Source organism: Ancylobacter tetraedralis, assembly GCF_014195655.1.
GTDB lineage: Bacteria > Pseudomonadota > Alphaproteobacteria > Rhizobiales > Xanthobacteraceae > Ancylobacter > Ancylobacter tetraedralis.
This window is the reverse complement of sequence record NZ_JACICD010000007.1, coordinates 207,347-228,738: the sequence shown is the minus strand read 5'-3', so window position 1 is coordinate 228,738 and position 21,392 is coordinate 207,347. Positions and strand designations below refer to the sequence as shown.

Genomic DNA, 21,392 nt, shown 5'->3' with positions numbered 1-21,392 from the left:
CCGGCATGCGTGGGCTCGGCCTGTGGCTGCTCGGCCGCTCGCCGCTGCTGCGCCGCGCCGTGATGCGCCAGGGCGTGGGCCCGACCCGCGACCTGCCGCGCCTCGTGGCAGGCAAGCCGCTCTAACGCGCGTTCCGCGAAAGTCGGTCGACCGTCGCGTTTCGAAAAACCATCCGCCGGGTGAACCGCGCGTCAGCGCCAGGCGAGCGGCAGCATGTCGTGCTGGAGCACATAGAGCATGAGCGTCACGGTCAGCACCGAGACGACCGTGCCGATGAGCACGCCACCGGACGCGCCCTCGACATAAGTGTCGTACTGCTTGGCCATGATGAAGGCGTTGAGCGCCGGCGGCAGGCAGGCCATCAACACCGCCGTGGCGATCCATACGGGATCGAAGCCGCCGACCGTCGTCAGCACCAGCCAGACCAGCCCGGGATGCACCACGAGCTTGATGAAGAGCAGCGCCGGCACCTCGCTCGCCATGCGGTTCATCGGCCGCAGCGCTACCGAGACGCCGAGCGTGAACAGCGCGCAGGGCGCGGCGGCGTTGCGCAGGAATTCCAGCGTCTTCTCGATCGCCGCCGGCGGGTGGAACTCGATATAGGCGGCGAACACGCCGAGAAAGGTGGCCACATTGAACGGATGCGTCACCACCCGGCGGACCACAAGCCACGCGGTGGCCCCCAGGCTGTGCCGGTCGCGCCCGCCGATCGCCATCAGGATCGGCACGATGGTGAAGAAGAACAGGCTGTCGAACACGAAGATCAGCGCGGTGGGCACCGATGCCCCCGCTCCCAGCGCGCCGAGCGTCAGGCCGGGGCCCATGTAGCCGACATTGGCATAGGAGCCGAGAATCGCGGCAATCGTCGCCTCCGGCAGGTTGCCGCGACGGAGCCACAGGCCGACGGCGAGCGAGAGCGCGAAGCAGGTCGCAGTCGATAGCGTGGTGGCGGCGATGAAACGGCCATTGGTCAGTTCGTGGAACGGCGTGCGCGCCACCAGCGAGAAGAACAGCGCCGGCAGGGCGACATAGATGATGAAGAAGCTGAGCCAGGCGAGCCCGCTCTCGGGGATGCGCGCGAACCGGCCGCAGCCGAGGCCGAGGAAAATGACTCCGAAAAACGGAAGCGCTAGCGCCAGGACGTCGGCCATGGCGCTTGGCTACCGAGTTACCCCGGAACGGTCAATTGCTGTTTGAAAGGCGGCGCAGGGCACGCTCGTTGCATGATCATTGGGCATGGGCGCAGAACGGGCTGCCCAGTTGACAGGCCCCCACACGACCCGTACGGGTCGCGCCACAGGAAAGGCGGACGGGATGATGAAGGAGCGGCAGGCGAAATATCGTATCGGGCAGGTTGTCCGCCATCGCCACTATTCCTTCCGCGGCGTGGTGTTCGACGTCGACCCCGAATTCTCGAACACCGACGAGTGGTGGGAATCGATCCCCGAAAACATCCGCCCGTCCACCAAGGACCAGCCCTTCTACCATCTGCTCGCCGAGAACGCGGAGACGGAATACGTCGCCTATGTCTCCGAGCAGAATCTCGAACTCGACACCTCGGGCGAGCCGGTGCGCCATCCGCAGGTCGAGGAGATGCTGGTGGCGGATGGCGATGGCGGCTGGCGCGTGCGCAGCGAACGGCTGCAATAGGTCCGCCCGCCAAGGGCCGACGGAACAAGCGAGCCACTGGCCCAAAACGCGAATCGACTGCCGCAAAATGAAAACGCCCGGCCTGCTGGCCGGGCGTTCGCGCTCATGAACCTATGGGCAGCGCAAAGCTCACTGCGCGGGCTGGGCGCCCTTGAGCTTCTCGGCGCCGAGCTTCTCGAGGCCGGCCTTGGTCTGCTGCTCGCGGGCCTCGGCCTCGGACTTCACCTGGTCCTGGCGGGCCTTGACCTGGTCCTGGATCTTCTTGACCTGCTCGTCGAACACCTTCGGGTCGGTCTGCGGGCCGTCATAGATCTTGGCGAAGTCGCCGAGGCCGATCGGGTAGCTGATGATGCGGCCGACCGCGTTGGCCACCTGAAGCGTCAGGCCGGGCGCCTTCTTCATGCGGTCGATGAAGCCCTGGTCGACCTGGATGTCGCCGCGGCAAACCTGCTGGTCGCACATGATGAAGGTGCCGAGCACGGGCTGCTCGTTGGCGAGCGCAACGCGGAAGCCGTTGCGCAGCAGGAGGCCGGTCGGGAAGGAGACGATGAACGCCTTCTTCGGGTCGTCCTTGATCTCGAAAATGCCGAAGCGGACGAGGAACTGCCCGGTATCGGTGATGATGGTCTGCTCCATGTTGCAGACCTCTTTCTTGATCGACGGCTCTTCCTGGCAGCGCTTCACCCACGGGATCGGAATCGCCGGGATCTGCGGCGCGGCGGCCTGCGGCTGGCCGGCGGGGGCCGCCGGCTGGGCCTGGGCGGGCGCCGGGGCGTTGGCTGCCGGCTTGGTCTGGGCGGTTTTCGCCGGAGCAGCGGGCTTCGCGGGCTGGGCGGGCTGCTGAGACTGGGCGTAGGCGGCGGTGCCGGTGAGCGCCAGCACCAGAACGGCGCCAGCCACATTGCGCGCGAGTGTCGAGCGTTTGATCATATCTTATTCCTGTCGTTCGGCCCGCAACGGGATTGAAGTTGACGGACGTCTCGACGCCAGCGTGGGGACACGGGTTGTCTCGGGTCCAATTGAGGCGAGACAGTGACCCGTAGCCATGTGCGGACATCCGTTCGTGCTAGACATGCTGACGTAAGCGCGAGTCGAATCTGTGGTGGCCAAGGAGCGGAAGCGTGTCCGATATCACCCGACGCGCCTTCCTGTGCAATGGCTCAATTGCCGGCGCGGGCCTGCTCATGAGCGGTTCCGCGCGTTCCCAGGTTGTCGCGACATCCCTGCCCGCACCTCTCGCGGGCCCGCAGCACGGGCTTGCGATGCACGGCAGGCCGCTCTACCCGCCCGATTTCACCCATTATGCCAGTGTCAACCCGCAGGCGCCACAAGGCGGGCGGCTGGTTCAGGGTGTGGTCGGCAGCTTCGATAGCCTGAACCCCTTCATCGTGCGCGGCACGGTCCCGCCCATCATCGGCTGGAACGTTGTCGAGGCCCTCATGGCGCGCTCGCCGGACGAGGCGTTCACCTGCTACGGCCTGATCGCCCGCACGGTGGAGACCGACGAGGCACGCCGCTTCGTCGCCTTCACCCTCGATCCGCGCGCCCGCTTCTCCGACGGCACCCCGGTGACGGCGGAGGACGTGCTGTTCTCCTTCAACCTGCTGCGCGCCAAGGGCCGGCCCAACCATCGCACCTATTACGGCAAGGTGGCGCGGGCCGAGGTGACGGGGCCGCTGTCGATCCGCTTCGATTTCGCGGGGGAGGACCGCGAACTGCCCCTCATCCTCGCGCTGATGCCCGTGCTGGCCCGCCACGCGACCGACGAGGTGAGGTTCGACCAGACCAGCTTCACACCACCGCTCGGCAGCGGGCCCTACACGGCCGTGGAGGTGAAGCCGGGCGAGAGCGTGACGCTGGCGCGCAACCCCGCCTATTGGGGCCGCGACCTGCCGGTCAATCACGGCAATTTCAATGTCGACACGCTGCGCTATGATTTCTACCGCGACGTGAACGGCCAGTTCGAGGCGTTCAAGCGCGGGCTCTACGACATCCGCTTCGAGACCGATCCCGGCCGCTGGAAGACCGGCTATGACATTCCCGCCGTGCGCGACGGACGGATCCTCACCGAGGAGGTCGGCAACGGGCGGCCGAAGGCCTATTCGGCCCTGCTGTTCAACATGCGGCGCGAGATCTTCGCCGATGTGCGGGTGCGTGCGGCGATGGTGGAACTGTTCGATGCCGAATGGGCCAACCAGAACCTCTATTTCGGCCTTTTCCGGCGCAATGGCAGCTTCTATGACGCTTCCGAGCTTTCCGCGCTGGGCCGTCCGGCGGAACCGCGCGAGCGTGAACTGCTCGCCCCGTTCACGGATGCCGTGCTGCCCGCTGTGATGGACGGCACGTGGCGCCCGCCGGCCTCCGACGGTTCGGGGCGCGACCGGGGGCAACTCAAGCGGGCGCTGGACCTGTTCACCGAGGCCGGCTGGCAGTTGCGCCGGGGCACGCTGATGGACCCGCGCGGCCGGCCCTTCGCGCCGGAGGTTCTGGTCGGCACCAAGGACCAGGAGCGCCTCGCCCTCGCCTATCAGAGCATGCTGCGCCGGGCCGGCGTCGGGCTGAACATACGCCTCGTGGACAATGTGCAGTTCGAGAGCCGCAAGCGCAGCTACGATTACGACATGGTGCCCTATATCTGGAGCCAGTCCCTCTCGCCCGGCAACGAACAGGCCTTCTATTTCGGCTCGGAGGCCGCCGACACGCCTGGCACGCGAAATTTCATGGGGCTGAAGAGCCCGGCGGCGGATGCGATGATCGCGGCGCTGCTGGCGGAGCGCGAGCGCGCCGGCTTCGTCGCGGCGGTGCGCGCGCTGGACCGGGTGCTGATCTCCGCCCGCTTCTCGCTGCCGCTGTTCTACACACCGGGCGACTGGATCGCCCGGTGGCGGCGGATCGAGCGGCCGAAGGACGTTTCGCTCAACGGCACGCTGGCCGAAAGCTGGTGGCGCGTGCCGGGCAGCTGAGCCCCGCCTTGCGCGCGCGGCATGACCTGGGGCGCGGCATGACCTGGGGGATGGGAGGAATGAGGAAAGCGGGCCACGGCGCGCCGGTTTCGTTGACCCTCGTTGACCCTCTTGGCATGAAGGACTGGACAGCCTCGCCGGAAAAGGTTCCTTAAGGGCGGCTGGAGCGCCCCCGCCTCAAGGCAGGGCGGCGTGCGGCCAGCCTCGCGATGATGTGGAGTTCGCCCATGCGTTACGCTGCGCTTTTCGTGATCGGGCTCTGCGCCGCCGGCGCGGTTCCCGCGAGCGCCCAGCAGTCGATCACCGTCCATCCCAATGCCCAGCCGCAGCCCGGCGGTGAGGGCGGGGTGGAGATCAAGATCCCGACGATCAACAACCCGAACTATCTCGATTACGGCCCGTTGCCGGATAATCCGGGCGCCGACAAGAGCCAGGACTACATGAATCAGGCCGGCGGCGACCTGCCCGACTTCTCCGGCCCCGGCTCGGACAATGATGCCGACGTCCTCCCCGACAGCGACGGCGCCTATGACGGGCCGATCTCCGGCACGCCGTTCTGAGGCCTCCCGCGCTCCCTTGCGTGAACGATCCCGGAACGGCCCGCCGGCCGTCCGGGATGACGTTCCGCCGGGATATCAGGCCGCCCGGGCGCCCTGCTCGGCGATTTTCGCCAGCTCCCGCAGGATCTGCGTCGTGCCCTTGAGGCGCGCATTGGCGTCCGGCCAGTCTTCCGAGAACACAACCTTGCCGTCCGGCCGCATCTTCGCCACCACATGCGGCTTGCCGACATAGGCGATGAAGCCCGCCGGGTTGGGGAAGCGCCCGTCGCGGAAGGTGAGCACCGCCCCGCGCGGGCCGGCATCGACCTTCTCCACATTGGCGCGGCGGCAGAACGCCTTGATCCGCACCAGCTTGAGCAATTGGTCGACCTCCTCGGGCGAGGGCCCGAAGCGGTCCACCAGCTCGGCGCCGATCGACTCGATCTCCGCCTCGGTCTCCAGATCCGCCAGCCGGCGGTAGAGGCTGAGCCGCACATGCAGGTCGGCGACATAGTCTTCCGGGATCAGCACCGGCGTGCCGATGGAAATCTGCGGCGACCACTTGTCGGCCACCGGCGCGGTGATGCCCGCCTTGAGGTTGGCGATCGCCTCCTCCAGCATCTCCTGGTAAAGCTCGTAGCCGACTTCCTTGATGTGGCCCGACTGCTCGTCGCCGAGCAGGTTGCCGGCGCCGCGAATGTCGAGATCGTGGCTGGCCAGCTGGAAGCCGGCGCCCAGCGTATCGAGCGACTGCAGCACCTTGAGGCGGCGCTCGGCCTGCGTGGTCAGCGCCTTCTCGGTGGGCAGGGTGAAGATGGCGTAGGCGCGCGTCTTCGAGCGGCCGACGCGCCCGCGCAGCTGGTAGAGCTGGGCGAGGCCGAACATGTCGGCGCGATGGATGATCAGCGTGTTGGCGGTCGGGATATCGAGGCCCGATTCCACGATGGTGGTGGAGAGCAGCACGTCGAACTGCCCGTCATAGAAGGCGGACATGATCTCTTCCAGCTGCGACGCCGCCATCTGGCCGTGCGCCACCGCCACCTTCACCTCGGGCACCTGCTTGTCGAGGAAGTCCTTCACCTCGCCAAGGTCCTCGATGCGCGGGCACACGTAGAAGCTCTGCCCGCCACGATAGCGCTCGCGCAGCAGCGCCTCGCGCACGATCAAGGGATCGAACGGGGTAACGAAGCTGCGCACCAACAGCCGGTCGACCGGGGGCGAAGCGATGATGGACAGCTCGCGCACGCCCGTCATGGCCAGTTGCAGCGTGCGCGGAATCGGGGTGGCGGTCAGGGTGAGCACGTGCACATCGGCGCGCAGCTGCTTCAGCTTCTCCTTGTGGGCGACGCCGAAATGCTGCTCCTCGTCGACGATGACGAGGCCCAGATCCTTGAACGCGATCGACTTGCCGAGCAGCGCGTGGGTGCCGACCACGATGTCGACCGTGCCGTCCGCCAGCCCCTTCTTGGTGTCGGAAAGCTCCTTGCCCGTCACCAGCCGCGAGGCCTGCCGCACCACGACCGGCAGTTCCTTGAAGCGCGCGGAGAAGGTGCGGAAGTGCTGGCGCGCGAGCAGCGTGGTGGGCACCACCACGGCCACCTGCTTGCCGTTCAGCGCCACCGCGAAGGCGGCGCGCAGGGCCACCTCGGTCTTGCCGAAGCCGACATCGCCGCACACCAGCCGGTCCATCGGGTGGCCGGAGCCGAGATCCTCGAACACCGCCTCGATGGCGGCTTCCTGGTCTTCGGTCTCCTCATAGGGGAAGCGGGCGCGGAATTCGTCATAGATGCCGGTCGCGGGCACAAGGCGCGGCGCCTCGTGCAGCTGACGCTGCGCGGCGATCTTGATCAGCTCGGCCGCCATCTCGCGGATGCGGCTCTTCATCCGCGCCTTGCGCGCCTGCCAGCCGCCGCCGCCCAGCCGGTCCAACTGCGCCTCGGTGTCTTCCGAGCCGTAGCGCGACAGCAGTTCGAGGTTCTCCACCGGCAGGAAGAGCTTGGAGCCCTCCGCATAGTGGATTTCGAGGCAGTCGTGCGGCGCGCCCATCGCCTCGATGGTCTTCAGCCCGACGAAGCGGCCGATACCGTGGTCGACATGCACGACGAGATCGCCGGCGGTGAGCGAGGTGAGTTCGGCGATGACATCCTGCGGCCGGCGCGCCTTGCGCTTGGGGCGCACGAGGCGGTCGCCGAGAATGTCCTGCTCGCCGATCACCGCGAGCTGGTCGGTCTCGAAGCCGCTCTCGATGCCCAGCACGCCGAGGGCGATGACGCCCTTGGGCAGCGCCTCCGCGGCGTCGCGCGTGCCCACCGTCTGCGTGCCCTTCAGCCCGTGGTCGGCCAGCACCGTGGCGAGGCGATCGCGCGAACCGTCCGACCACGCGGCGAGAATGGTGCGCTTCTTCCGGGCCGTATCGCGCAGATAGTCGGCGGCGATCTGGAACAGCGCGGCGTCGGGATCCGCCCGCTCGGGCGCGAAGGAGCGCGCGGGGCGGCCGTCGAGGTCGAGCACGTCCTTCGATTCGGGCAGCGCGAAGGCGCTCAGCGCGATGTTGGCCGCCGTGCCGCGCCGGCGCTCCCATTCCTCGGCGGTGAGGTAGAGCGCGTTGGGCGGCAGCGGCTTGTAGGGCGAGGCGCCGCCGCCATGCTCCAGCCCGTGGCGGCGGGCGTCGTAATAGTCGGCGATCTGGTCGAGCCGGGAGGTGGCCGCCTCCCCGCCCTGCGCTTCCATGACGATGGGCGCATCGGGCGCGTAGTCGAACAGCGTGTCGAGCCCCTCATGGAACAGCGGCAGCCAGTGTTCCATGCCGGGATAGCGCCGGCCCTCGCTCACGGCTTCATAGAGCAGGTCGCCGCGCTGGGCCGCGCCGAACTGGGCGATATAGGCCATGCGGAAGCGGCGCATGGTCTCGGTGGTGAGCTGCAACTCGCTCATCGGCACCAGGTCGAGCGCGCGCAGCTGCATGGCTGTGCGCTGGGTCTCGGGGTCGAAGGAGCGGATCGATTCCAGCGTGTCACCGAAGAAGTCCAGCCGCACCGGCGCCGCCAGTCCCGGCGGGAACAGGTCGACAATGCCGCCGCGCACGGCATATTCGCCGGTGTCGCGCACGGTCGAATTGCGCATGAAGCCGTTCACCTCGGCCCAGGCCACCACCTCGTCGAGCGAGAGCGCATTGCCCGGCGCCGCCGAGAAAGACTGCGTCGCCACCATCTGGCGCCGCGGCACGCGCTGCAGTACCGCGTTGACCGTGGTCAGCACGATGGAGCCGGCCGCACGGCCCTTCACGCGGGCAAGGCGGGCCAGCGTCGTCATGCGGCGGGCGACGATGTCGCCATGCGGCGAGGCGCGATCATAGGGCTGGCAGTCCCAGGCCGGGAATGGCAGCACCTCGACGCCGGGCGCGAAGAAGGACAGCGCGCGCTCCAGTTCGCCCATGCGCTCGCCATCGCGGCAGATGACGATGAGCGTCGGCCAGGGGGCATCCTCGCGGGCGGCCAACGCGCGCGCGAGGTCGGCCACGACCAGCCCTTCCATGCCGCCCGGCACATTGGCGAGCGTGAGGGTGCGGCCCGGCGCGAGGCGGGTGGAGAGGGTGGAGAGCGGCGTCTTCATGCGTGCGGGGTCTTCATATCTCGGGAACGCCCTCACCCGACAGGTGGAACTGCCGGAAGCGGTGGAAAACGGGTGTGTCGAAACCGGGCTCCGGCGTGCCGCTGCCGAGCCAGCCGAACAGGTCCGGGTCCTCCACCTCGATCAGCAATTCGAAGTCGGCGACGTCCGGCTCGCTGAGCGTGGGCAGGTGCGCGTCGGCGAAACGCCCCATCAGCAGATCCATCTCGCGCGTGCCGCGATGCCAGGCGCGAAACAGGATGCGGCGGCGGCGGGGATCCAGCCCCGCGCTGGAAAGGGTGGTTCCGGTCATCTGTGCTCGCTGCTCGTGCCTCAAGGCCGGGAAAGAGCGAGTGTTTAGCGCGCCCCGCCCGCTCTGTCAGGTAGGCATTGGGCGATGGCGTGCGTTCATCTGATCGTGGCAATGCAAAAGAGCTTCCCCCGGATCCCGGAGGAGCGCTTTGCCTCTCGCGTCGAGGGTCCGGGAAACGAGGTCCTCCGCTTCCCGGACATGCTGCCCGTGGTGCAGCGCCGATCCGCCATCCCGCGCACGAGTCTTCAGCCGACGACATCCCCTGCCGAGCGTCATCGCCGCATTGCAGAGGGCGCCGCCTTCGTCCACCTTCCCCGATCATGCGGCCGGACATTCTCAATTCCTATTTCGCCCCGATCACGGGCCTGCCGGGCATCGGCCCGAAGCTCGCCAAGTCGTTCAACCGCCTGCTCGGGCGGGAGGACGGCGCGCGGGTGCTCGACCTGCTCCTGCATCTGCCGGCCTCCACCATCGACCGGCGGGCCCGCCCCACGCTTGCCGAGGTGGTGCCCGATACGGTGGTGACGCTGGAAATCCATGTCGACCGCCACGCGCCGACCCCGCCCGGCTCGCGCGCGCCCTATCGCGTCTATGCCCATGACGCGACCGGCGACATCGTGCTGGCCTTCTTCAAGGCCGATCGCAGCTGGATGGAGCGCCTGCTCCCCGTCGGCGAGACGCGCTGGATATCGGGCACCGTCACGCTTTATGACGGCATGCTGCAGATGACCCATCCCGACCGGGTGGTGGATGCCGCCGGGCTGGCCAAGCTGCCGCCGATCGAGCCGGTCTACCCGCTGGTGGAGGGGCTCGGCCACGGCCATGTGCGCCGCGCGGTCGAGGCGGCGCTGGCCCACACCGGCGACCTGCCGGAATGGCAGGGCGGCGAGCCGACTTATGGCTTCCATGCCGCCCTCGCCAAGGTGCACCAGCCGCACGATTCGCAGGACGCCGCGCCCGAGGGCCCGGCCTGGCGCCGCCTCGCCTATGACGAACTGCTGGCCGGGCAATTGGCGCTGGCGCTGGTGCGGGCGCGCACCACACGGCAGGTCGGCCGCCCCAGCCTCGGCGATGGCCGGCTGACGCGCGCGATCCTCGCCGCCCTGCCCTTCTCGCTCACCGGCTCGCAGAACGAGGCGCTGGCGGCGATCCGCGCCGATCTCGCCTCGAATGACCGCATGCTCCGCCTGCTGCAGGGCGATGTCGGCTCCGGCAAGACCGTGGTGGCGCTGCTTGCCGCGGGCACGGTGATCGAGGCCGGCCGGCAGGCGGCCCTGATGGCGCCGACGGAAATCCTCGCCCGCCAGCACATGAAGACCATCGCCCCCCTCGCGCAGGCCGCCGGGCTCACGGTCGCGCTGCTCACCGGGCGGGAGAAGGGGCGCGCCCGTGACGCCCTTCTCGCCGCGCTGGCTGCGGGCGAGGTCGATCTCGTCATCGGCACGCATGCGCTGTTCCAGGAGGGGGTGCGCTTTGACGATCTCGCGCTCGCCATCGTCGACGAACAGCACCGTTTCGGTGTGCACCAGCGGCTGGCGCTGGCCTCCAAGGGCGAGGCGGTCGACGTGCTGGTGATGACGGCGACGCCGATCCCGCGCACGCTGGTACTCACCTATTTCGGTGACATGGATTCCAGCGAGCTGCGCGAGAAGCCAGCGGGGCGCAAGCCGATCGACACCCGCGCCATTCCTTCCGACCGGATCGACGACGTGGTGGCCCGGCTCGGCGTGGCGCTGGCCGAGGGACGCCGCGCCTACTGGATCTGCCCGCTCGTGGAAGAATCCGAGACCTCCGACCTCGCCGCCGCCGAGGCGCGCTTTGCCGAGCTGGCGATGCATTTCGGCGACAAGGTCGGCCTCGTGCACGGCAAGATGAAGGGCGCCGGGAAGGATGCCGCCATGGCCGCCTTCGCGGCCGGCCAGACGCAGCTATTGGTGGCGACCACGGTGGTCGAGGTCGGCGTCGACGTGCCGGAGGCCAGCATCATCGTCATCGAGCATGCCGAGCGCTTCGGCCTCGCGCAGCTGCACCAGCTGCGGGGGCGTGTCGGCCGGGGCGATGCCGCCTCGACGTGCCTGCTGCTCTACCGCCGCCCGCTCGGCGAGATCGCCCGCCAGCGGCTGGAGGCTCTGCGCCAGTCCGAGGACGGCTTCTTCCTCGCCGAGGAGGATCTGAGGCTGCGCGGCGAGGGCGACGTGCTGGGCACCCGGCAGAGCGGCTTCCCCGGCTTCCGCCTCGCCCGGCTCGATGTCCATGGCGATCTTCTCACCCGCGCCCGCGAGGAAGCAGCAGACGTCGTTCGGAACGATTCCGATCTTGTCGGGGAGCGTGGAGCCGCGCTTCGGGTTTTGCTACACATCTTCGAGCGTGATGTTGCCGTGAAGCTCCTGAGTGCCGGATGATGATGGCGTGACAACGATGGAAGGACTTTCCCCCACGGCTCAGATGGACCCACAAGACGACCGGCGGTCGGCCGAATATTCCGTTAGGTCACCTGTGCGTTGGGCGATGTTTGCGCTCGGCTGGGTGTGCGTCGGCCTCGGCATTCTCGGCATCATCCTGCCGGGCCTGCCGGGCACCGTGTTCCTGATCGTCGCCGCCTGGCTGTTCTCGCGCTCTTCCCCGCGTTTCGAGAACTGGCTGCTCACCCATCCGCGCCTCGGCCCCTCCGTCGTCGCCTGGCGGCAAAACGGCGCGGTGCCGCGCTGGGCGCAGTTCGTGGCCACGGGCAGCATGGCGGCGAGCTTCGGCGTGCTGGTGCTCATCGGCCTGTCGACGCCGGTGCTCGGCATGATCGGCGCCACTTTCCTTGCGGTGTCCGCCTATCTGCTCACGCGGCCGACCCGGTGACGGCGAAGCCGGTCGGCCTCATCCTCGCCGGGGGCCTGTCGCGGCGCATGGGCGGCGGCGACAAGACGCTGCGCCCGCTCGGCGGCGCCACGGTGCTCGCCCGCATCCAGCACCGCATCGGCCCGCAGGTGGATGCGCTGCTGCTCAACGCCAACGGCCCGGCGGCGCGCTTCGGCCTCGACCTGCCGCTCGTGCCGGACGGCCTGCCGGACACGCCCGGCCCGCTGGCCGGAATCCTCGCCGGGCTCGACCATGTGGCCGCACACATGCCGCAGGCCCGGCACCTGCTCACCGTGCCGGCCGACTGCCCGTTTCTCCCCGTCGACCTCGTGGCGCAGTTGGCGGCGGCGGCAGGCGAGAACGGCATGGCCTGCGCGGCGTCCGGAGGGCGGGCGCACGGCGTGATCGGGCTATGGAATATCGCGGCGCGTGGGGCCTTGCGGCAGCTTCTGGTCGCGGAGGGCCTGCGCCGGGTGGATGCGTGGCTGGCGCGCGCCGAGGCCGTGGCCGTCGACTGGCCGGTCGTGCCCTATGATCCGTTTATCAACCTCAACACGCCGGAGGATTTCGCGGCAGCCGAGCAGATCCTGCAGGCTTATCCCGCCGCGTGATCGGCGACGCGCCATTCGATGCGGTCGAGCCTCACCGCCTGACGCTCGACCGCATCGGCCACCGCCTGCGCATCGTTCAGGTCGATCACGGGCAGCGTCACCTGCGGCAGCGGGCTGTCCGAGGCGATCGCCACGATATGAGGGTCGTCGGGGTGGATGAACGGCTTGCCGACCTCGGCGCGATGGATCTCGATCTTGGGATGATGGTCGCGCTTGAAGCCTTCCACCAGCACGAGATCGACCGGGGCGAGATGGCCGAGCAGTTCCGGCAGTTCCGGCTCCGGCGCGCCGCGCAGTTCGTGCATCAGCGCCCAGCGATTGGCGGACGCGACCAGCACCTCGCGGGCGCCGACGACGCGGTGGGTGTGGGAATCCTTGCCCGGCGTATCGACATCGAAATTGTGATGCGCGTGCTTGATGGTGGAGACGGTGAGCCCCCGCGCCACCAGCACCGGAATCAGCCGCGCCAGCAGCGTGGTCTTGCCGGCGCCACTCCAGCCCGCAAAGCCGATCAGCCGCATGTCATTCTCCCCGTGTCTTCCCCGCCAGTTCGTGCGGCGGGGGCGGCAAGTCAAGGCGGGCATCGCCATGACGCCATCGGCACGGTCGATGAAGCCTCAACACCGCGCGCCTTCTTTGCAGTTGCCGAACGCGCGGACATGCCCGACATCGGTGTCGGCCCGCAGCGAGAAACGGGGAGCGAAATGAACGAGAGCAGCGGGGAACGGCCGACCCTGCCCGGCGACATCGTCCGGCTGGACCTGCGGGGGCTCAAATGCCCCCTGCCCGCGCTGCACACAGGCCGGGCGCTGGAACGCGCCACGCCCGGAACGCGTCTTCGTGTCGAATGCACCGACCCGATGGCGGTGATCGACATTCCCCATCTGGTGCACCAGACCGGCCATGTGCTCGAAGCGCAGGAAACCGCGACGCTGCCGCTGGTGTTCCATATCCGCAAGGCCGGCCCGTAGGCGGGCGGTTCACGCGCCGTCGCGCCAGTCGAACGGCAGCGGCGCTTCGCGGAAGGCGAAGCGGTCGAGATGGCGGGCGACGACATCCTTCATCCGCTCCAGCACCGGCGCATCCGGCGCCTCGATGCGCAGGTCCAGCGCACCGGGCAGGGCCCGCATATGCACCCGCGCGCCCTCCGGCAGCGTCACCTGCCCCTGCTCGGGCGTGAACGCGACCTCCAGCTTGTGCGCCCAGTGCTTGCACAATTGCTGCAGGTAGCGGCTGCCATGAAGAGTGGGCACTTCGGCCTGTGTGACGGGCATAGCAATTCCTCGAAACAACCCCCGGGGGGCGTGCGGGAAGGTAGCCCGGCGCGCGGGGGATGGTGGACAAAATCCCGTGCGCAGGGCTCATGGTGGCCACCTTGTATCGCGCCTCGGGGAGCGGAATGAAACTCTCACGCCGTGCCTTTGCCCTCGCCCTGCTGATCGCCGCCGCCGGCCTCGCCTCTCCGGTCGAGGCCCAGCAGAGCCTGACGCGCCCGCCCTGGGCCAGTGCCCCGCCCACCGCGAAGGGCAACGCGCCGCTGCCGACCCGCGCCGATACCCATGTCTATCTCCTGCGCGGTCTGTTCGGCGTGTTCTCGCTCGGCCTGGACAAGCTCGCGCAGGAACTCGTCGCGCGCGGCTATACCGCGGAAATCCAAAACTGGGACGACGCCGAGACGGTGATCCAGCAGGTCACCGCGCGGGCGTCGGGCGGGCACACCGGCCCGGTGGTCCTCATCGGCCACTCGCTCGGCGCAAATGCGGTCATCGAGGTGGCGACCGCCGTGTCGGCGCGCGGCGTGCCCATCGTGCTCGGCGTGACCTTCGATGCCACAGAACCGGGGCCGGTGCCGGACAATGTCGCGGTGTTCATCAACTTCTGGGCGAAGGACGGCTTCGGCCGCCCCGTTCAGGCGGTGCCGGGCTATGGCGGCCAGCTGGAGAATTTCGATCTCTCCGAGGTGCCGGACATCAGCCACACCAGCATCGACACGATGGACAGGTTCCACCAGTTCGTCATCACGACGCTGGATTCGATGACGCGGCACTGAGCGGACACGGATCAGCGCCTGGCGCGTGCGGGCCCCATGATCAGCGGCGTGCCGCAACTGGGCGGGAAGCAGTCGGGTAACGTGACCTGCGCCGCCGAACCTTGCGGCGCCGGGCCGGGGGGCGGCTTTCGAACGCCGGTGCGGGGCGCGGGACGGGAGGTTGCGGTGGACGTGCCGGCCGAGAGATAGGGGGTGGAGCCACTTCCCCCGGTGGAGCCGCCCGCATTCTGGGCGAGCCCCGTGCCGGATGCCAGCGCCATCACCATCGCGCCCGCCCACAGCCCAGCCACAATCCTGGCATTCATGGCCCCCTCCACCGATGGTTACTCTAACGTCGCGGCGGCCTGAAAAGTTTCCCGCTGGCCTTGCCCCGCCAATGACCAGCCCTTGAACCCGGGGCCCGCCACGAGGCCCAACGAGACGAACGGAGGCAGACGATGGCGCGGCCGGTTTTTGTATTCGGGTCGAATCTCTCGGGCATTCATGCCAGCGGCGCGGCGCGCTGGGCCTATGAGAATCGCGATGCCGAATGGGGCGCGGCCTTCGGCCTCACCGGCACCAGCTTCGCCATTCCGGTCATGGATTGGGACATTCAGCGCCTGCCGCTGAAGGAGATCCGCAAGTATGTGCGCCGCTTCCTCACCTTCGTCGCGGCGCGGCCCGACCTCACCTTCGAACTGACGCCGATCGGCTGCGCACCCGGCGGCTATACACCGGCCGAGATCGCGCCGCTGTTCCGCGACGCGCCGGCCAACATTGTCCTGCCCGAGGAATTCCGCACCATCCTCGCCCCGTCCCCCGCTGCCGATCCGGCACAGACATAGGTGGCCCGCGCCTGCTGGCGGAGCTTCTGGACGCGGCGCGGGACATCTGGATTCCGAAGAATCATGCGGTTTGAGAACAAAAGTCGCACGTGCGGCCGTGCGCGCGCCTCGCAAGGGTCGCATGTTCCTAGCTTGTTCTGATTTCCGCTGGTTCGCCGGCAGGCTTAAAGCGCTTTAGCATCAAGGCTTCAAGTCGTGGTGAGCCCGTCGGGATTCGAACCCGAGACCCCATGATTAAAAGTCACGTGCTCTACCGGCTGAGCTACGGGCTCCCACGCACAGGGGGCTTAAGGGTTTCCCCGGCGGATGGCAAGCCGGGCGAGGCGCGGCTTTGTCGCAACGCACAGGCGAACACGAGGCCACGCCGGCCGACGGGCGGCGGCGGGCCGGGGGCACGGCGCGTCTGCCCGAACTTTTCGCAATTGCATTATCGCAAGGATGTCCTGTCGGACATACCGCTTCCGGTGTGCCCGCGGCGGGACTAGCTTCCGCCCATCGAATTCGGCGGGGCCACGGTCAAGATCCCCTAACCCGATCCCCGCGACCCGATCCAGGAGCTGCAAAATGGCTAAAGTTCTCGTCCTTTATTACTCGTCCTATGGTCACATCGAAACGCTGGCCCACGCAGTAGCCGAAGGCGCGCGCGAGGCGGGTGCCACGGTCGACGTGAAGCGCGTGCCCGAGACCGTGCCGGAGGAGGTCGCCAAGGCGAGCCATTTCAAGCTCGACCAGGCCGCCCCGATCGCCACGGTCGACGACCTCAAGAACTATGACGCCATCATCTTCGGCTCGGGCACCCGTTTCGGCACCGTGACCTCGCAGCTGCGCAGCTTCATCGACCAGACGGGCGGGCTGTGGTTCACCGGCGCGCTGGTCGGCAAGGTCGGCTCGGTGTTCACCTCCTCGGCCACCCAGCATGGCGGCCAGGAATCCACCATCCTCGGCTTCATCCCCACCCTGCTGCATCACGGCATGGTCGTGGTCGGCCTGCCCTACGCCTTCCAGGGCCAGATGGGCCTTGATGCCATCAAGGGCGGCTCGCCCTACGGCGCCTCTACCATCACCGATGGCGACGGCTCGCGCCAGCCCTCGCAGGTCGAACTCGACGGGGCCCATTTCCAGGGCAAGCATGTCGCGACCATTGCCGGCAAGCTGCACGGCTGATCGGCCTCAAGCCTTTTGGCCTGAACCCTTCGGGCTGAATGACATCACGGATGGCCGGGCCTCGCGCCCGGCCATTTTCGTTGGGGGGCGGCTCAGCGAGCGGGAATGTCGCCGCTCGCCCAGCCTTCCTTCACCTGCGCCTTGAAGGCCTCGAACCGGCCTTCGGCAATCGACGCGCGGATGCCCTTCATCAGGCTCTGGTAATAGGCGAGGTTGACCCAGGTCAGCAGCATCGAGCCCAGCATCTCGTCGCAGCGGATGAGGTGATGCAGATAGGCGCGGGAATAGTCGCGCGCGGCCGGGCAGTCGCTTTCCTCGTCCAGCGGGCGCGGATCCTTGGCGTGGCGCGCATTCTTCAGGTTGATCTTGCCGAAGCGGGTGAAGGCCTGCGCGTGGCGGCCGGCACGGGTCGGCATCACGCAGTCGAACATGTCGACACCGCGCGCCACGCTCTCGATGATGTCGTCGGGCGTGCCCACGCCCATGAGATAGCGCGGCTTGTCGGCCGGCAGGATCGGGGCCACCGCCTCGATCATGGCCAGCATGACCTCCTGCGGCTCGCCGACCGCGAGGCCGCCGATCGAATAGCCGGGAAAGCCTATATCGATGAGCCCGCGAGCGGATTCCTCGCGCAGCGCCGGCAGGTCTCCGCCCTGCACGATGCCGAACAGCGCGCGGCCCTTCGGCTGGCTCTCGAAAGCGCGCTTCGAGCGCTCGGCCCAGCGCAGCGACAGCTGCAGCGCGCGGGCGATCTCCTCCCGGCTGGCCGGCAGCCGCACGCACTCGTCGAGCTGCATCTGGATATCGGAGCCGAGCAGGCCCTGGATCTCGACCGAACGCTCGGGGGAGAGTTCGTGATAGCTGCCGTCAATATGCGAGCGGAAGGTGACGCCCTTCTCGTTCATCTTGCGCAGGCTCGCCAGCGACATGATCTGGAAGCCGCCGGAATCGGTGAGAATCGGGTGCGGCCAGCGCATGAATTCATGCAGCCCGCCCAGTTCCGCGATGCGCTCGGCGCTGGGGCGCAGCATCAGGTGATAGGTGTTGCCCAGCACGATGTCGGCGCCGAGCTCGCGCACCTGCGCGGGATACATGCCCTTCACGGTGGCGGCGGTGCCCACCGGCATGAAGGCCGGCGTGTTGACGATACCGCGCGGCGTCACGACCTCACCGAGGCGGGCCGCGCCATCGGTGGCGTTCAGTCGGTAGTGGAATTCAGTCGGGACAAGGTCGGTCATGAGCGGGCTTGTGGCAGCAAAAGGCAGGCATCGCCATAGGAATAGAAGCGGTACCCGGTGCGGATGGCGTGGGCATAGGCGCGCTTCTGCGGCCCATGGCCGATGAAGGCGGCGACCAGCATCACCAGCGTCGAGCGCGGCAGGTGGAAATTGGTCAGCATCCCGTCGATGAAGCGGAAGCGATAGCCCGGCGTGATGAAAATGTCGGTCTCCCCGCGCCACGGTGCCAGCGTGCCATCCTCCGCCGCGGCGCTTTCGAGAAGCCGCGTCGCGGTGGTGCCGACGGTGACGACCCGCCCGCCCCGCGCCTTCACGGCGTTCAGCGCGTCGGCGGTCTCAAGCGAGACCTCGCCCCATTCGGCATGCATGCGGTGGTTGCCGGTGTCGTCCGCCTTCACGGGCAGGAAGGTGCCGGCGCCCACATGCAGGGTGACGCGATGGGTGGCAATGCCGCGCTCCTCGAGCCGGCGGACCAGCTCCGGGGTGAAGTGCAGGCCGGCGGTGGGCGCGGCGACCGAGCCCTCCTGGCTCGCGAACATGGTCTGGTAGTCGGCGCGGTCGCGCGCATCGTCGGGGCGTTTGGCCGCGATATAGGGGGGCAGCGGGATATGTCCGATAGCGGCGATGGCGGCATCGAGCGCCACGCCGGCCAGCGCGAAGCGCAGGCGGACCTCTCCGCCCTCGCCCTTGGCCTCCACGCTCGCCACCAGCCGCTGCACCCCTTGCGGCGGTGCAAACTCGATGACGTCGCCGACCGCCAGCCGCTTGCCCGGGCGGGCGAGCGCCAGCCACAGATCGGTGCCGAGGCGCTTGTGCAGCATCGCCTCCACCTGCACGCCCTCGCCCTGCGAAGTGGCGCGCCGGCGAATGCCGTCGAGCCGCGCGGGGACGACGCGGGTGTCGTTCACCACAAGCGCGTCGCCGGGAGCCAGCAGGTCCGGCAGGTCGCGCACCTGCGCGTCCGTCAGCTCGGGCTCGGCGCCGGGGCGCACCACCAGCAGCCGGGCGGCATCGCGCGGCGCGGCGGGGCGCAGCGCGATGCACTCGGGCGGCAGCTCGAAATCGAACAGGTCGACGCGCATGATCAGGCAGTTCCAGAAACAGCGATCCCGGAGCACGCTCGCGCGTGTCCGGGATGACGCATCAGCGGATGGGCGCGATCAGGCGGCCGAGACGCTCGCCGTGACGATCTTGTCCGGGTTCGACACCGGCTCGCCGCGCTTGATCTTGTCGACGTTCTCCATGCCTTCGACCACTTCGCCCCACACGGTGTACTGGCCGTCGAGGAACGAGGCATCGCCGAAGCAGATGAAGAACTGGCTGTCGCCGGAATCGGGGTTCTGCGCGCGGGCCATCGAGGCGGTGCCGCGCACGTGCCGGCCCTTGTTGAACTCGGCCTTGAGCTTCTTGCCCGAGCCGCCGGTGCCGTTGCCGAACTGGCCGTCGCCGGTCTGGGCCATGAAGCCCTCGATCACGCGGTGGAACGGCACGTTGTTGTAGAAGCCCTCGGTGGCGAGCTCGGCGATGCGGGCCACGTGGTTGGGGGCGAAATCCGGACGGAAGCGGATCTTGACCGGGCCCTGCGTCGTCTCAAGCAGCAGGAAATTGGCGGTATCGGACATGTGTCTCTCCTTGGAAATGCGGAACCGGAGGGCGGAAGCGGCGCCGTCCGGTCGGTAAAGGGAAAAGCCGGGCGCTTTGGAGCGCCCATCACTTGACGTCGGCGGCGACCTTCATCGAGATGATCTTGTCCGGGTTGGAGACCGGCTCGCCGCGCTTGAGCTTGTCGACATTCTCCATGCCGGAGACCACCTGCCCGATCACGGTGTACTGGCCGTTGAGGAAGGAGGCGTCGCCGAAGGTGATGAAGAACTGCGAATTGGCGCTGTTCGGGGAGGAGGCGCGGGCCATGCCGACCGTGCCGCGCGTGAACGGCACCTTGGAGAACTCGGCCGGCAGGTTCGGGTAGCGCGAGCCACCGGTGCCGTTGCCGAACTGGCCGTCGCCGGTCTGGGCCATGAAGCCCTCGATCACGCGATGGAACGGCACGTTGTTATAGAAGCCCTCGCGCGCCAGCGTCTTGATACGCTCGGCGTGCTGGGGGGCGATGTCGGGACGCAGCACGAAGATCACGGGACCCTTGGTGGTCTCCATGAGGATCGCATTCTGCGGATCGACATTCGGCGGCAGCTTCGGCGCCTGCGCGGCCGCCGGCAGGGCGAGCGCGAAGGTCAGGGCCAGAGCGGCGAAAAGGCTGCGGATCATGCGGGAAACTCCGTTGAGCGGGTCGCGGGCGGCGCCCGCCGCTAATCGGCGCGCGCGAAGCGCACCTTGAGCCGGGCGAGGACGGCGGGCGGCACGAAGGCGGAAACGTCGCCACCCATGGCAGCGATCTGCCTGACCAGAGTGGCGGTGATGGGGCGGGCCATGGGCGACGCAGGCAGGAAGACGGTCTGCACGCTCGGCTTCAGCGTCGCGTTCATACCGGCCATCTGCATCTCGTAGTCGAGATCGGTGCCGTCGCGCAGGCCGCGGATCAGCAGATGCGCACCCTGGGCCTGCGCCGCGTCCACCACCAGATTGTCGAAGGCCACGCAGGCTAGATCGGCGCCCTCTTCCGCGGCGATCGGCGCAAACACCTCGCGCAGCATGTCCAGCCGCTCGTCCGGGCTGAACAGCGGCGTCTTGCCGGGATGGATGCCCACGCCGATGACCAGCCGGTCCGCCAGGCGCGCGGCAGCGCGGGCGACGTCCAGATGGCCATTGGTCGGCGGGTCGAAGGAGCCGGGATAGAAGGCGATGCGCGTCGCGCTCATGAGCGATCTCTCATTGCGCGGCCAGCGTTAGCCGCCTCCGGCGCCGGACGCAAGTGACGGGCGGTAGACCCGACAATCTCGCGCACATGGAGAGGCCGCCCTCAGCGCTCGCCGCGCGCGATCCATTTGACCACATTCGGTGCCTGATAGTCGCGCATGCGGGCGATCAGCTGCTCGGGCGTCTGCGCCACCAGCAGCATGTCGCGATGCGCTCCGCGCATGAAACCCTCGTCCACGACATGATCGACGAAGGACAGCAGGCGGTCGTAATAGCCGTCGATGTTGAGCAAGGCGCAGGGCTTGCCGTGGCTGCCGAGCTGGGCCCAGGTCCACACCTCGAACAGTTCCTCCAGCGTGCCGATGCCGCCCGGCAGCGCGACGAAGCCGTCCGCCAGCTCGGCCATCAGCGCCTTTCGCTCATGCATGGAGCCGACCACGCGCAGGTCCGAGAGGCCCTTGTGGGCGATCTCCTTCTCGACCAGCCGCTGGGGAATGATGCCGATGACCTCGCCGCCGGCTTCCACCGCCGCGTTGGCCAGCGCCCCCATCAACCCCACCGAGGCCCCGCCATAGACGAGGCCGATTCCCTCGCGCGCCAGCAACCCGCCGAGCGCCGTCGCGGCGTCGAAATAGGCCGGGCGGCGGCCCGCATTGGAGCCGAGAAAGACGCAGATGCGACGCATGTCAGGCTTCCCGAAATTGTGCCAGGGATGGCTTTGAAACGGCAACGGCGCCGTGGGGCGCCGCTGCGTGATGCCCATCAGG

General features: G+C 68.4%; 23 protein-coding genes and 1 tRNA gene. 10 read left to right on the top strand and 14 right to left on the bottom strand.

What is annotated here, in order from left to right; all coding sequences use genetic code 11:
- Positions 1 to 191: 191 nt before the first annotated feature.
- Positions 192 to 1,151 (bottom strand): AEC family transporter, encoded by a 960-nt coding sequence (locus FHS55_RS18010; protein WP_183191163.1) that lies wholly within the window; start codon positions 1,149 to 1,151, stop codon positions 192 to 194.
- A gap of 163 nt (positions 1,152 to 1,314) precedes the next feature.
- Here FHS55_RS18010 and hspQ point away from each other — a divergent pair, with 163 nt between their 5' ends.
- On the top strand, positions 1,315 to 1,650 hold the full coding sequence (gene hspQ / locus FHS55_RS18005) for a heat shock protein HspQ (RefSeq protein ID WP_183191162.1): 336 nt from the start codon (positions 1,315 to 1,317) through the stop codon (positions 1,648 to 1,650).
- Positions 1,651 to 1,779: 129 nt separating this feature from the next.
- Here the strand turns inward: hspQ and FHS55_RS18000 are convergent, their stop codons facing one another.
- Complete coding sequence (locus tag FHS55_RS18000; RefSeq protein ID WP_183191161.1) at positions 1,780 to 2,580, bottom strand: invasion associated locus B family protein; 801 nt, start codon at positions 2,578 to 2,580, stop codon at positions 1,780 to 1,782.
- 332 nt (positions 2,581 to 2,912) lie between these two features.
- Between FHS55_RS18000 and FHS55_RS17995 the strand changes: the two genes are divergently transcribed.
- Together FHS55_RS17995 and FHS55_RS17990 are read left to right on the top strand one after the other, a co-directional pair.
- Entirely contained in the window at positions 2,913 to 4,613 is a 1,701-nt protein-coding gene (locus FHS55_RS17995; protein ID WP_183191216.1) for an extracellular solute-binding protein, read from the top strand.
- A 227-nt stretch (positions 4,614 to 4,840) separates the two neighbouring features.
- The gene (locus FHS55_RS17990; protein WP_183191160.1) at positions 4,841 to 5,173 is read left to right on the top strand and encodes a hypothetical protein; all 333 of its coding nucleotides are present in this window, start codon (positions 4,841 to 4,843) and stop codon (positions 5,171 to 5,173) included.
- 75 nt (positions 5,174 to 5,248) lie between these two features.
- Here FHS55_RS17990 and mfd read toward each other — a convergent pair whose 3' ends face one another.
- Together mfd and FHS55_RS17980 are read right to left on the bottom strand one after the other, a co-directional pair.
- Positions 5,249 to 8,764, bottom strand: a complete 3,516-nt coding sequence (mfd, locus tag FHS55_RS17985; protein WP_183191159.1) for a transcription-repair coupling factor — start codon at positions 8,762 to 8,764, stop codon at positions 5,249 to 5,251.
- A gap of 13 nt (positions 8,765 to 8,777) precedes the next feature.
- Positions 8,778 to 9,074 (bottom strand): FAD assembly factor SdhE, encoded by a 297-nt coding sequence (locus FHS55_RS17980; RefSeq protein ID WP_183191158.1) that lies wholly within the window; start codon positions 9,072 to 9,074, stop codon positions 8,778 to 8,780.
- Positions 9,075 to 9,394: 320 nt separating this feature from the next.
- On the opposite strand from FHS55_RS17980, the gene recG reads away from it, so the two are divergent.
- The 3 genes from recG to mobA all read left to right on the top strand — a co-directional run bounded on the left by recG (position 9,395) and on the right by mobA (position 12,535).
- On the top strand, positions 9,395 to 11,476 hold the full coding sequence (gene recG, locus FHS55_RS17975; RefSeq protein WP_183191157.1) for an ATP-dependent DNA helicase RecG: 2,082 nt from the start codon (positions 9,395 to 9,397) through the stop codon (positions 11,474 to 11,476).
- A 106-nt stretch (positions 11,477 to 11,582) separates the two neighbouring features.
- Positions 11,583 to 11,924 (top strand): YbaN family protein, encoded by a 342-nt coding sequence (locus tag FHS55_RS23560; RefSeq protein ID WP_246340244.1) that lies wholly within the window; start codon positions 11,583 to 11,585, stop codon positions 11,922 to 11,924.
- A complete protein-coding gene (mobA, locus tag FHS55_RS17965; protein WP_183191155.1) occupies positions 11,921 to 12,535 on the top strand; it encodes a molybdenum cofactor guanylyltransferase MobA in 615 nt (204 codons plus the stop codon). Before FHS55_RS23560 ends, mobA begins: the two co-directional genes overlap by 4 nt.
- On the opposite strand, the gene mobB is transcribed toward mobA, so the two are convergent.
- A complete protein-coding gene (gene mobB, locus FHS55_RS17960; protein ID WP_183191154.1) occupies positions 12,520 to 13,056 on the bottom strand; it encodes a molybdopterin-guanine dinucleotide biosynthesis protein B in 537 nt (178 codons plus the stop codon). The genes mobA and mobB overlap by 16 nt on opposite strands.
- 183 nt (positions 13,057 to 13,239) lie before the next feature.
- Here mobB and FHS55_RS17955 point away from each other — a divergent pair, with 183 nt between their 5' ends.
- On the top strand, positions 13,240 to 13,506 hold the full coding sequence (locus tag FHS55_RS17955) for a sulfurtransferase TusA family protein (protein WP_183191153.1): 267 nt from the start codon (positions 13,240 to 13,242) through the stop codon (positions 13,504 to 13,506).
- 9 nt (positions 13,507 to 13,515) lie between these two features.
- Here FHS55_RS17955 and FHS55_RS17950 read toward each other — a convergent pair whose 3' ends face one another.
- Positions 13,516 to 13,809: a DUF2218 domain-containing protein gene (locus FHS55_RS17950; RefSeq protein ID WP_183191152.1), complete on the bottom strand. Its 294-nt coding sequence runs from the start codon at positions 13,807 to 13,809 to the stop codon at positions 13,516 to 13,518.
- Positions 13,810 to 13,934: 125 nt separating this feature from the next.
- On the opposite strand from FHS55_RS17950, the gene FHS55_RS17945 reads away from it, so the two are divergent.
- A complete protein-coding gene (locus FHS55_RS17945; protein ID WP_183191151.1) occupies positions 13,935 to 14,585 on the top strand; it encodes an alpha/beta fold hydrolase in 651 nt (216 codons plus the stop codon).
- 11 nt (positions 14,586 to 14,596) lie between these two features.
- Here FHS55_RS17945 and FHS55_RS17940 read toward each other — a convergent pair whose 3' ends face one another.
- Positions 14,597 to 14,890 carry a hypothetical protein gene (locus tag FHS55_RS17940; protein ID WP_183191150.1) on the bottom strand — a complete coding sequence of 98 codons (294 nt, stop codon included), beginning with the start codon at positions 14,888 to 14,890 and terminating at the stop codon, positions 14,597 to 14,599.
- A gap of 132 nt (positions 14,891 to 15,022) precedes the next feature.
- Here FHS55_RS17940 and FHS55_RS17935 point away from each other — a divergent pair, with 132 nt between their 5' ends.
- Entirely contained in the window at positions 15,023 to 15,409 is a 387-nt protein-coding gene (locus FHS55_RS17935) for an A1S_2505 family phage non-structural protein (RefSeq protein WP_183191149.1), read from the top strand.
- A 196-nt stretch (positions 15,410 to 15,605) separates the two neighbouring features.
- Here the strand turns inward: FHS55_RS17935 and FHS55_RS17930 are convergent.
- A tRNA-Lys gene (locus FHS55_RS17930) sits at positions 15,606 to 15,681 on the bottom strand.
- Between the two features lie 292 nt (positions 15,682 to 15,973).
- On the opposite strand from FHS55_RS17930, the gene wrbA reads away from it, so the two are divergent.
- On the top strand, positions 15,974 to 16,573 hold the full coding sequence (gene wrbA / locus FHS55_RS17925; RefSeq protein WP_183191148.1) for an NAD(P)H:quinone oxidoreductase: 600 nt from the start codon (positions 15,974 to 15,976) through the stop codon (positions 16,571 to 16,573).
- Positions 16,574 to 16,665: 92 nt separating this feature from the next.
- Here wrbA and tgt read toward each other — a convergent pair whose 3' ends face one another.
- The 6 genes from tgt to FHS55_RS17895 all read right to left on the bottom strand — a co-directional run bounded on the left by tgt (position 16,666) and on the right by FHS55_RS17895 (position 21,310).
- Positions 16,666 to 17,811: a tRNA guanosine(34) transglycosylase Tgt gene (tgt, locus tag FHS55_RS17920; RefSeq protein ID WP_183191147.1), complete on the bottom strand. Its 1,146-nt coding sequence runs from the start codon at positions 17,809 to 17,811 to the stop codon at positions 16,666 to 16,668.
- Positions 17,808 to 18,893 (bottom strand): tRNA preQ1(34) S-adenosylmethionine ribosyltransferase-isomerase QueA, encoded by a 1,086-nt coding sequence (gene queA / locus FHS55_RS17915; RefSeq protein ID WP_183191146.1) that lies wholly within the window; start codon positions 18,891 to 18,893, stop codon positions 17,808 to 17,810. Before queA ends, tgt begins: the two co-directional genes overlap by 4 nt.
- A gap of 78 nt (positions 18,894 to 18,971) precedes the next feature.
- Positions 18,972 to 19,433 carry a peptidylprolyl isomerase gene (locus tag FHS55_RS17910; RefSeq protein WP_183191145.1) on the bottom strand — a complete coding sequence of 154 codons (462 nt, stop codon included), beginning with the start codon at positions 19,431 to 19,433 and terminating at the stop codon, positions 18,972 to 18,974.
- An 88-nt stretch (positions 19,434 to 19,521) separates the two neighbouring features.
- A complete protein-coding gene (locus tag FHS55_RS17905) occupies positions 19,522 to 20,076 on the bottom strand; it encodes a peptidylprolyl isomerase (protein WP_183191144.1) in 555 nt (184 codons plus the stop codon).
- Positions 20,077 to 20,117: 41 nt separating this feature from the next.
- Positions 20,118 to 20,627 carry a pantetheine-phosphate adenylyltransferase gene (gene coaD, locus FHS55_RS17900; protein WP_183191143.1) on the bottom strand — a complete coding sequence of 170 codons (510 nt, stop codon included), beginning with the start codon at positions 20,625 to 20,627 and terminating at the stop codon, positions 20,118 to 20,120.
- 101 nt (positions 20,628 to 20,728) lie between these two features.
- On the bottom strand, positions 20,729 to 21,310 hold the full coding sequence (locus FHS55_RS17895) for an LOG family protein (protein WP_183191142.1): 582 nt from the start codon (positions 21,308 to 21,310) through the stop codon (positions 20,729 to 20,731).
- Positions 21,311 to 21,392 lie beyond the last annotated feature (82 nt).

Bases quoted from the DNA above. Each gene is read 5' to 3' on its own strand.
- FHS55_RS18010 (WP_183191163.1), bottom strand. From the start codon at position 1,151: ATGGCCGACGTCCTGGCGCTAGCGCTTCCGTTTTTCGGAGTCATTTTC.
- hspQ (WP_183191162.1), top strand. From the start codon at position 1,315: ATGATGAAGGAGCGGCAGGCGAAATATCGTATCGGGCAGGTTGTCCGC.
- FHS55_RS18000 (WP_183191161.1), bottom strand. From the start codon at position 2,580: ATGATCAAACGCTCGACACTCGCGCGCAATGTGGCTGGCGCCGTTCTG.
- FHS55_RS17995 (WP_183191216.1), top strand. From the start codon at position 2,913: ATGCACGGCAGGCCGCTCTACCCGCCCGATTTCACCCATTATGCCAGT.
- FHS55_RS17990 (WP_183191160.1), top strand. From the start codon at position 4,841: ATGCGTTACGCTGCGCTTTTCGTGATCGGGCTCTGCGCCGCCGGCGCG.
- mfd (WP_183191159.1), bottom strand. From the start codon at position 8,764: ATGAAGACGCCGCTCTCCACCCTCTCCACCCGCCTCGCGCCGGGCCGC.
- FHS55_RS17980 (WP_183191158.1), bottom strand. From the start codon at position 9,074: ATGACCGGAACCACCCTTTCCAGCGCGGGGCTGGATCCCCGCCGCCGC.
- recG (WP_183191157.1), top strand. From the start codon at position 9,395: ATGCGGCCGGACATTCTCAATTCCTATTTCGCCCCGATCACGGGCCTG.
- FHS55_RS23560 (WP_246340244.1), top strand. From the start codon at position 11,583: ATGTTTGCGCTCGGCTGGGTGTGCGTCGGCCTCGGCATTCTCGGCATC.
- mobB (WP_183191154.1), bottom strand. From the start codon at position 13,056: ATGCGGCTGATCGGCTTTGCGGGCTGGAGTGGCGCCGGCAAGACCACG.
- FHS55_RS17955 (WP_183191153.1), top strand. From the start codon at position 13,240: ATGAACGAGAGCAGCGGGGAACGGCCGACCCTGCCCGGCGACATCGTC.
- FHS55_RS17950 (WP_183191152.1), bottom strand. From the start codon at position 13,809: ATGCCCGTCACACAGGCCGAAGTGCCCACTCTTCATGGCAGCCGCTAC.
- FHS55_RS17945 (WP_183191151.1), top strand. From the start codon at position 13,935: ATGAAACTCTCACGCCGTGCCTTTGCCCTCGCCCTGCTGATCGCCGCC.
- FHS55_RS17940 (WP_183191150.1), bottom strand. From the start codon at position 14,890: ATGAATGCCAGGATTGTGGCTGGGCTGTGGGCGGGCGCGATGGTGATG.
- FHS55_RS17935 (WP_183191149.1), top strand. From the start codon at position 15,023: ATGGCGCGGCCGGTTTTTGTATTCGGGTCGAATCTCTCGGGCATTCAT.
- wrbA (WP_183191148.1), top strand. From the start codon at position 15,974: ATGGCTAAAGTTCTCGTCCTTTATTACTCGTCCTATGGTCACATCGAA.
- tgt (WP_183191147.1), bottom strand. From the start codon at position 17,811: ATGACCGACCTTGTCCCGACTGAATTCCACTACCGACTGAACGCCACC.
- queA (WP_183191146.1), bottom strand. From the start codon at position 18,893: ATGCGCGTCGACCTGTTCGATTTCGAGCTGCCGCCCGAGTGCATCGCG.
- FHS55_RS17910 (WP_183191145.1), bottom strand. From the start codon at position 19,433: ATGTCCGATACCGCCAATTTCCTGCTGCTTGAGACGACGCAGGGCCCG.
- FHS55_RS17905 (WP_183191144.1), bottom strand. From the start codon at position 20,076: ATGATCCGCAGCCTTTTCGCCGCTCTGGCCCTGACCTTCGCGCTCGCC.
- coaD (WP_183191143.1), bottom strand. From the start codon at position 20,627: ATGAGCGCGACGCGCATCGCCTTCTATCCCGGCTCCTTCGACCCGCCG.
- FHS55_RS17895 (WP_183191142.1), bottom strand. From the start codon at position 21,310: ATGCGTCGCATCTGCGTCTTTCTCGGCTCCAATGCGGGCCGCCGCCCG.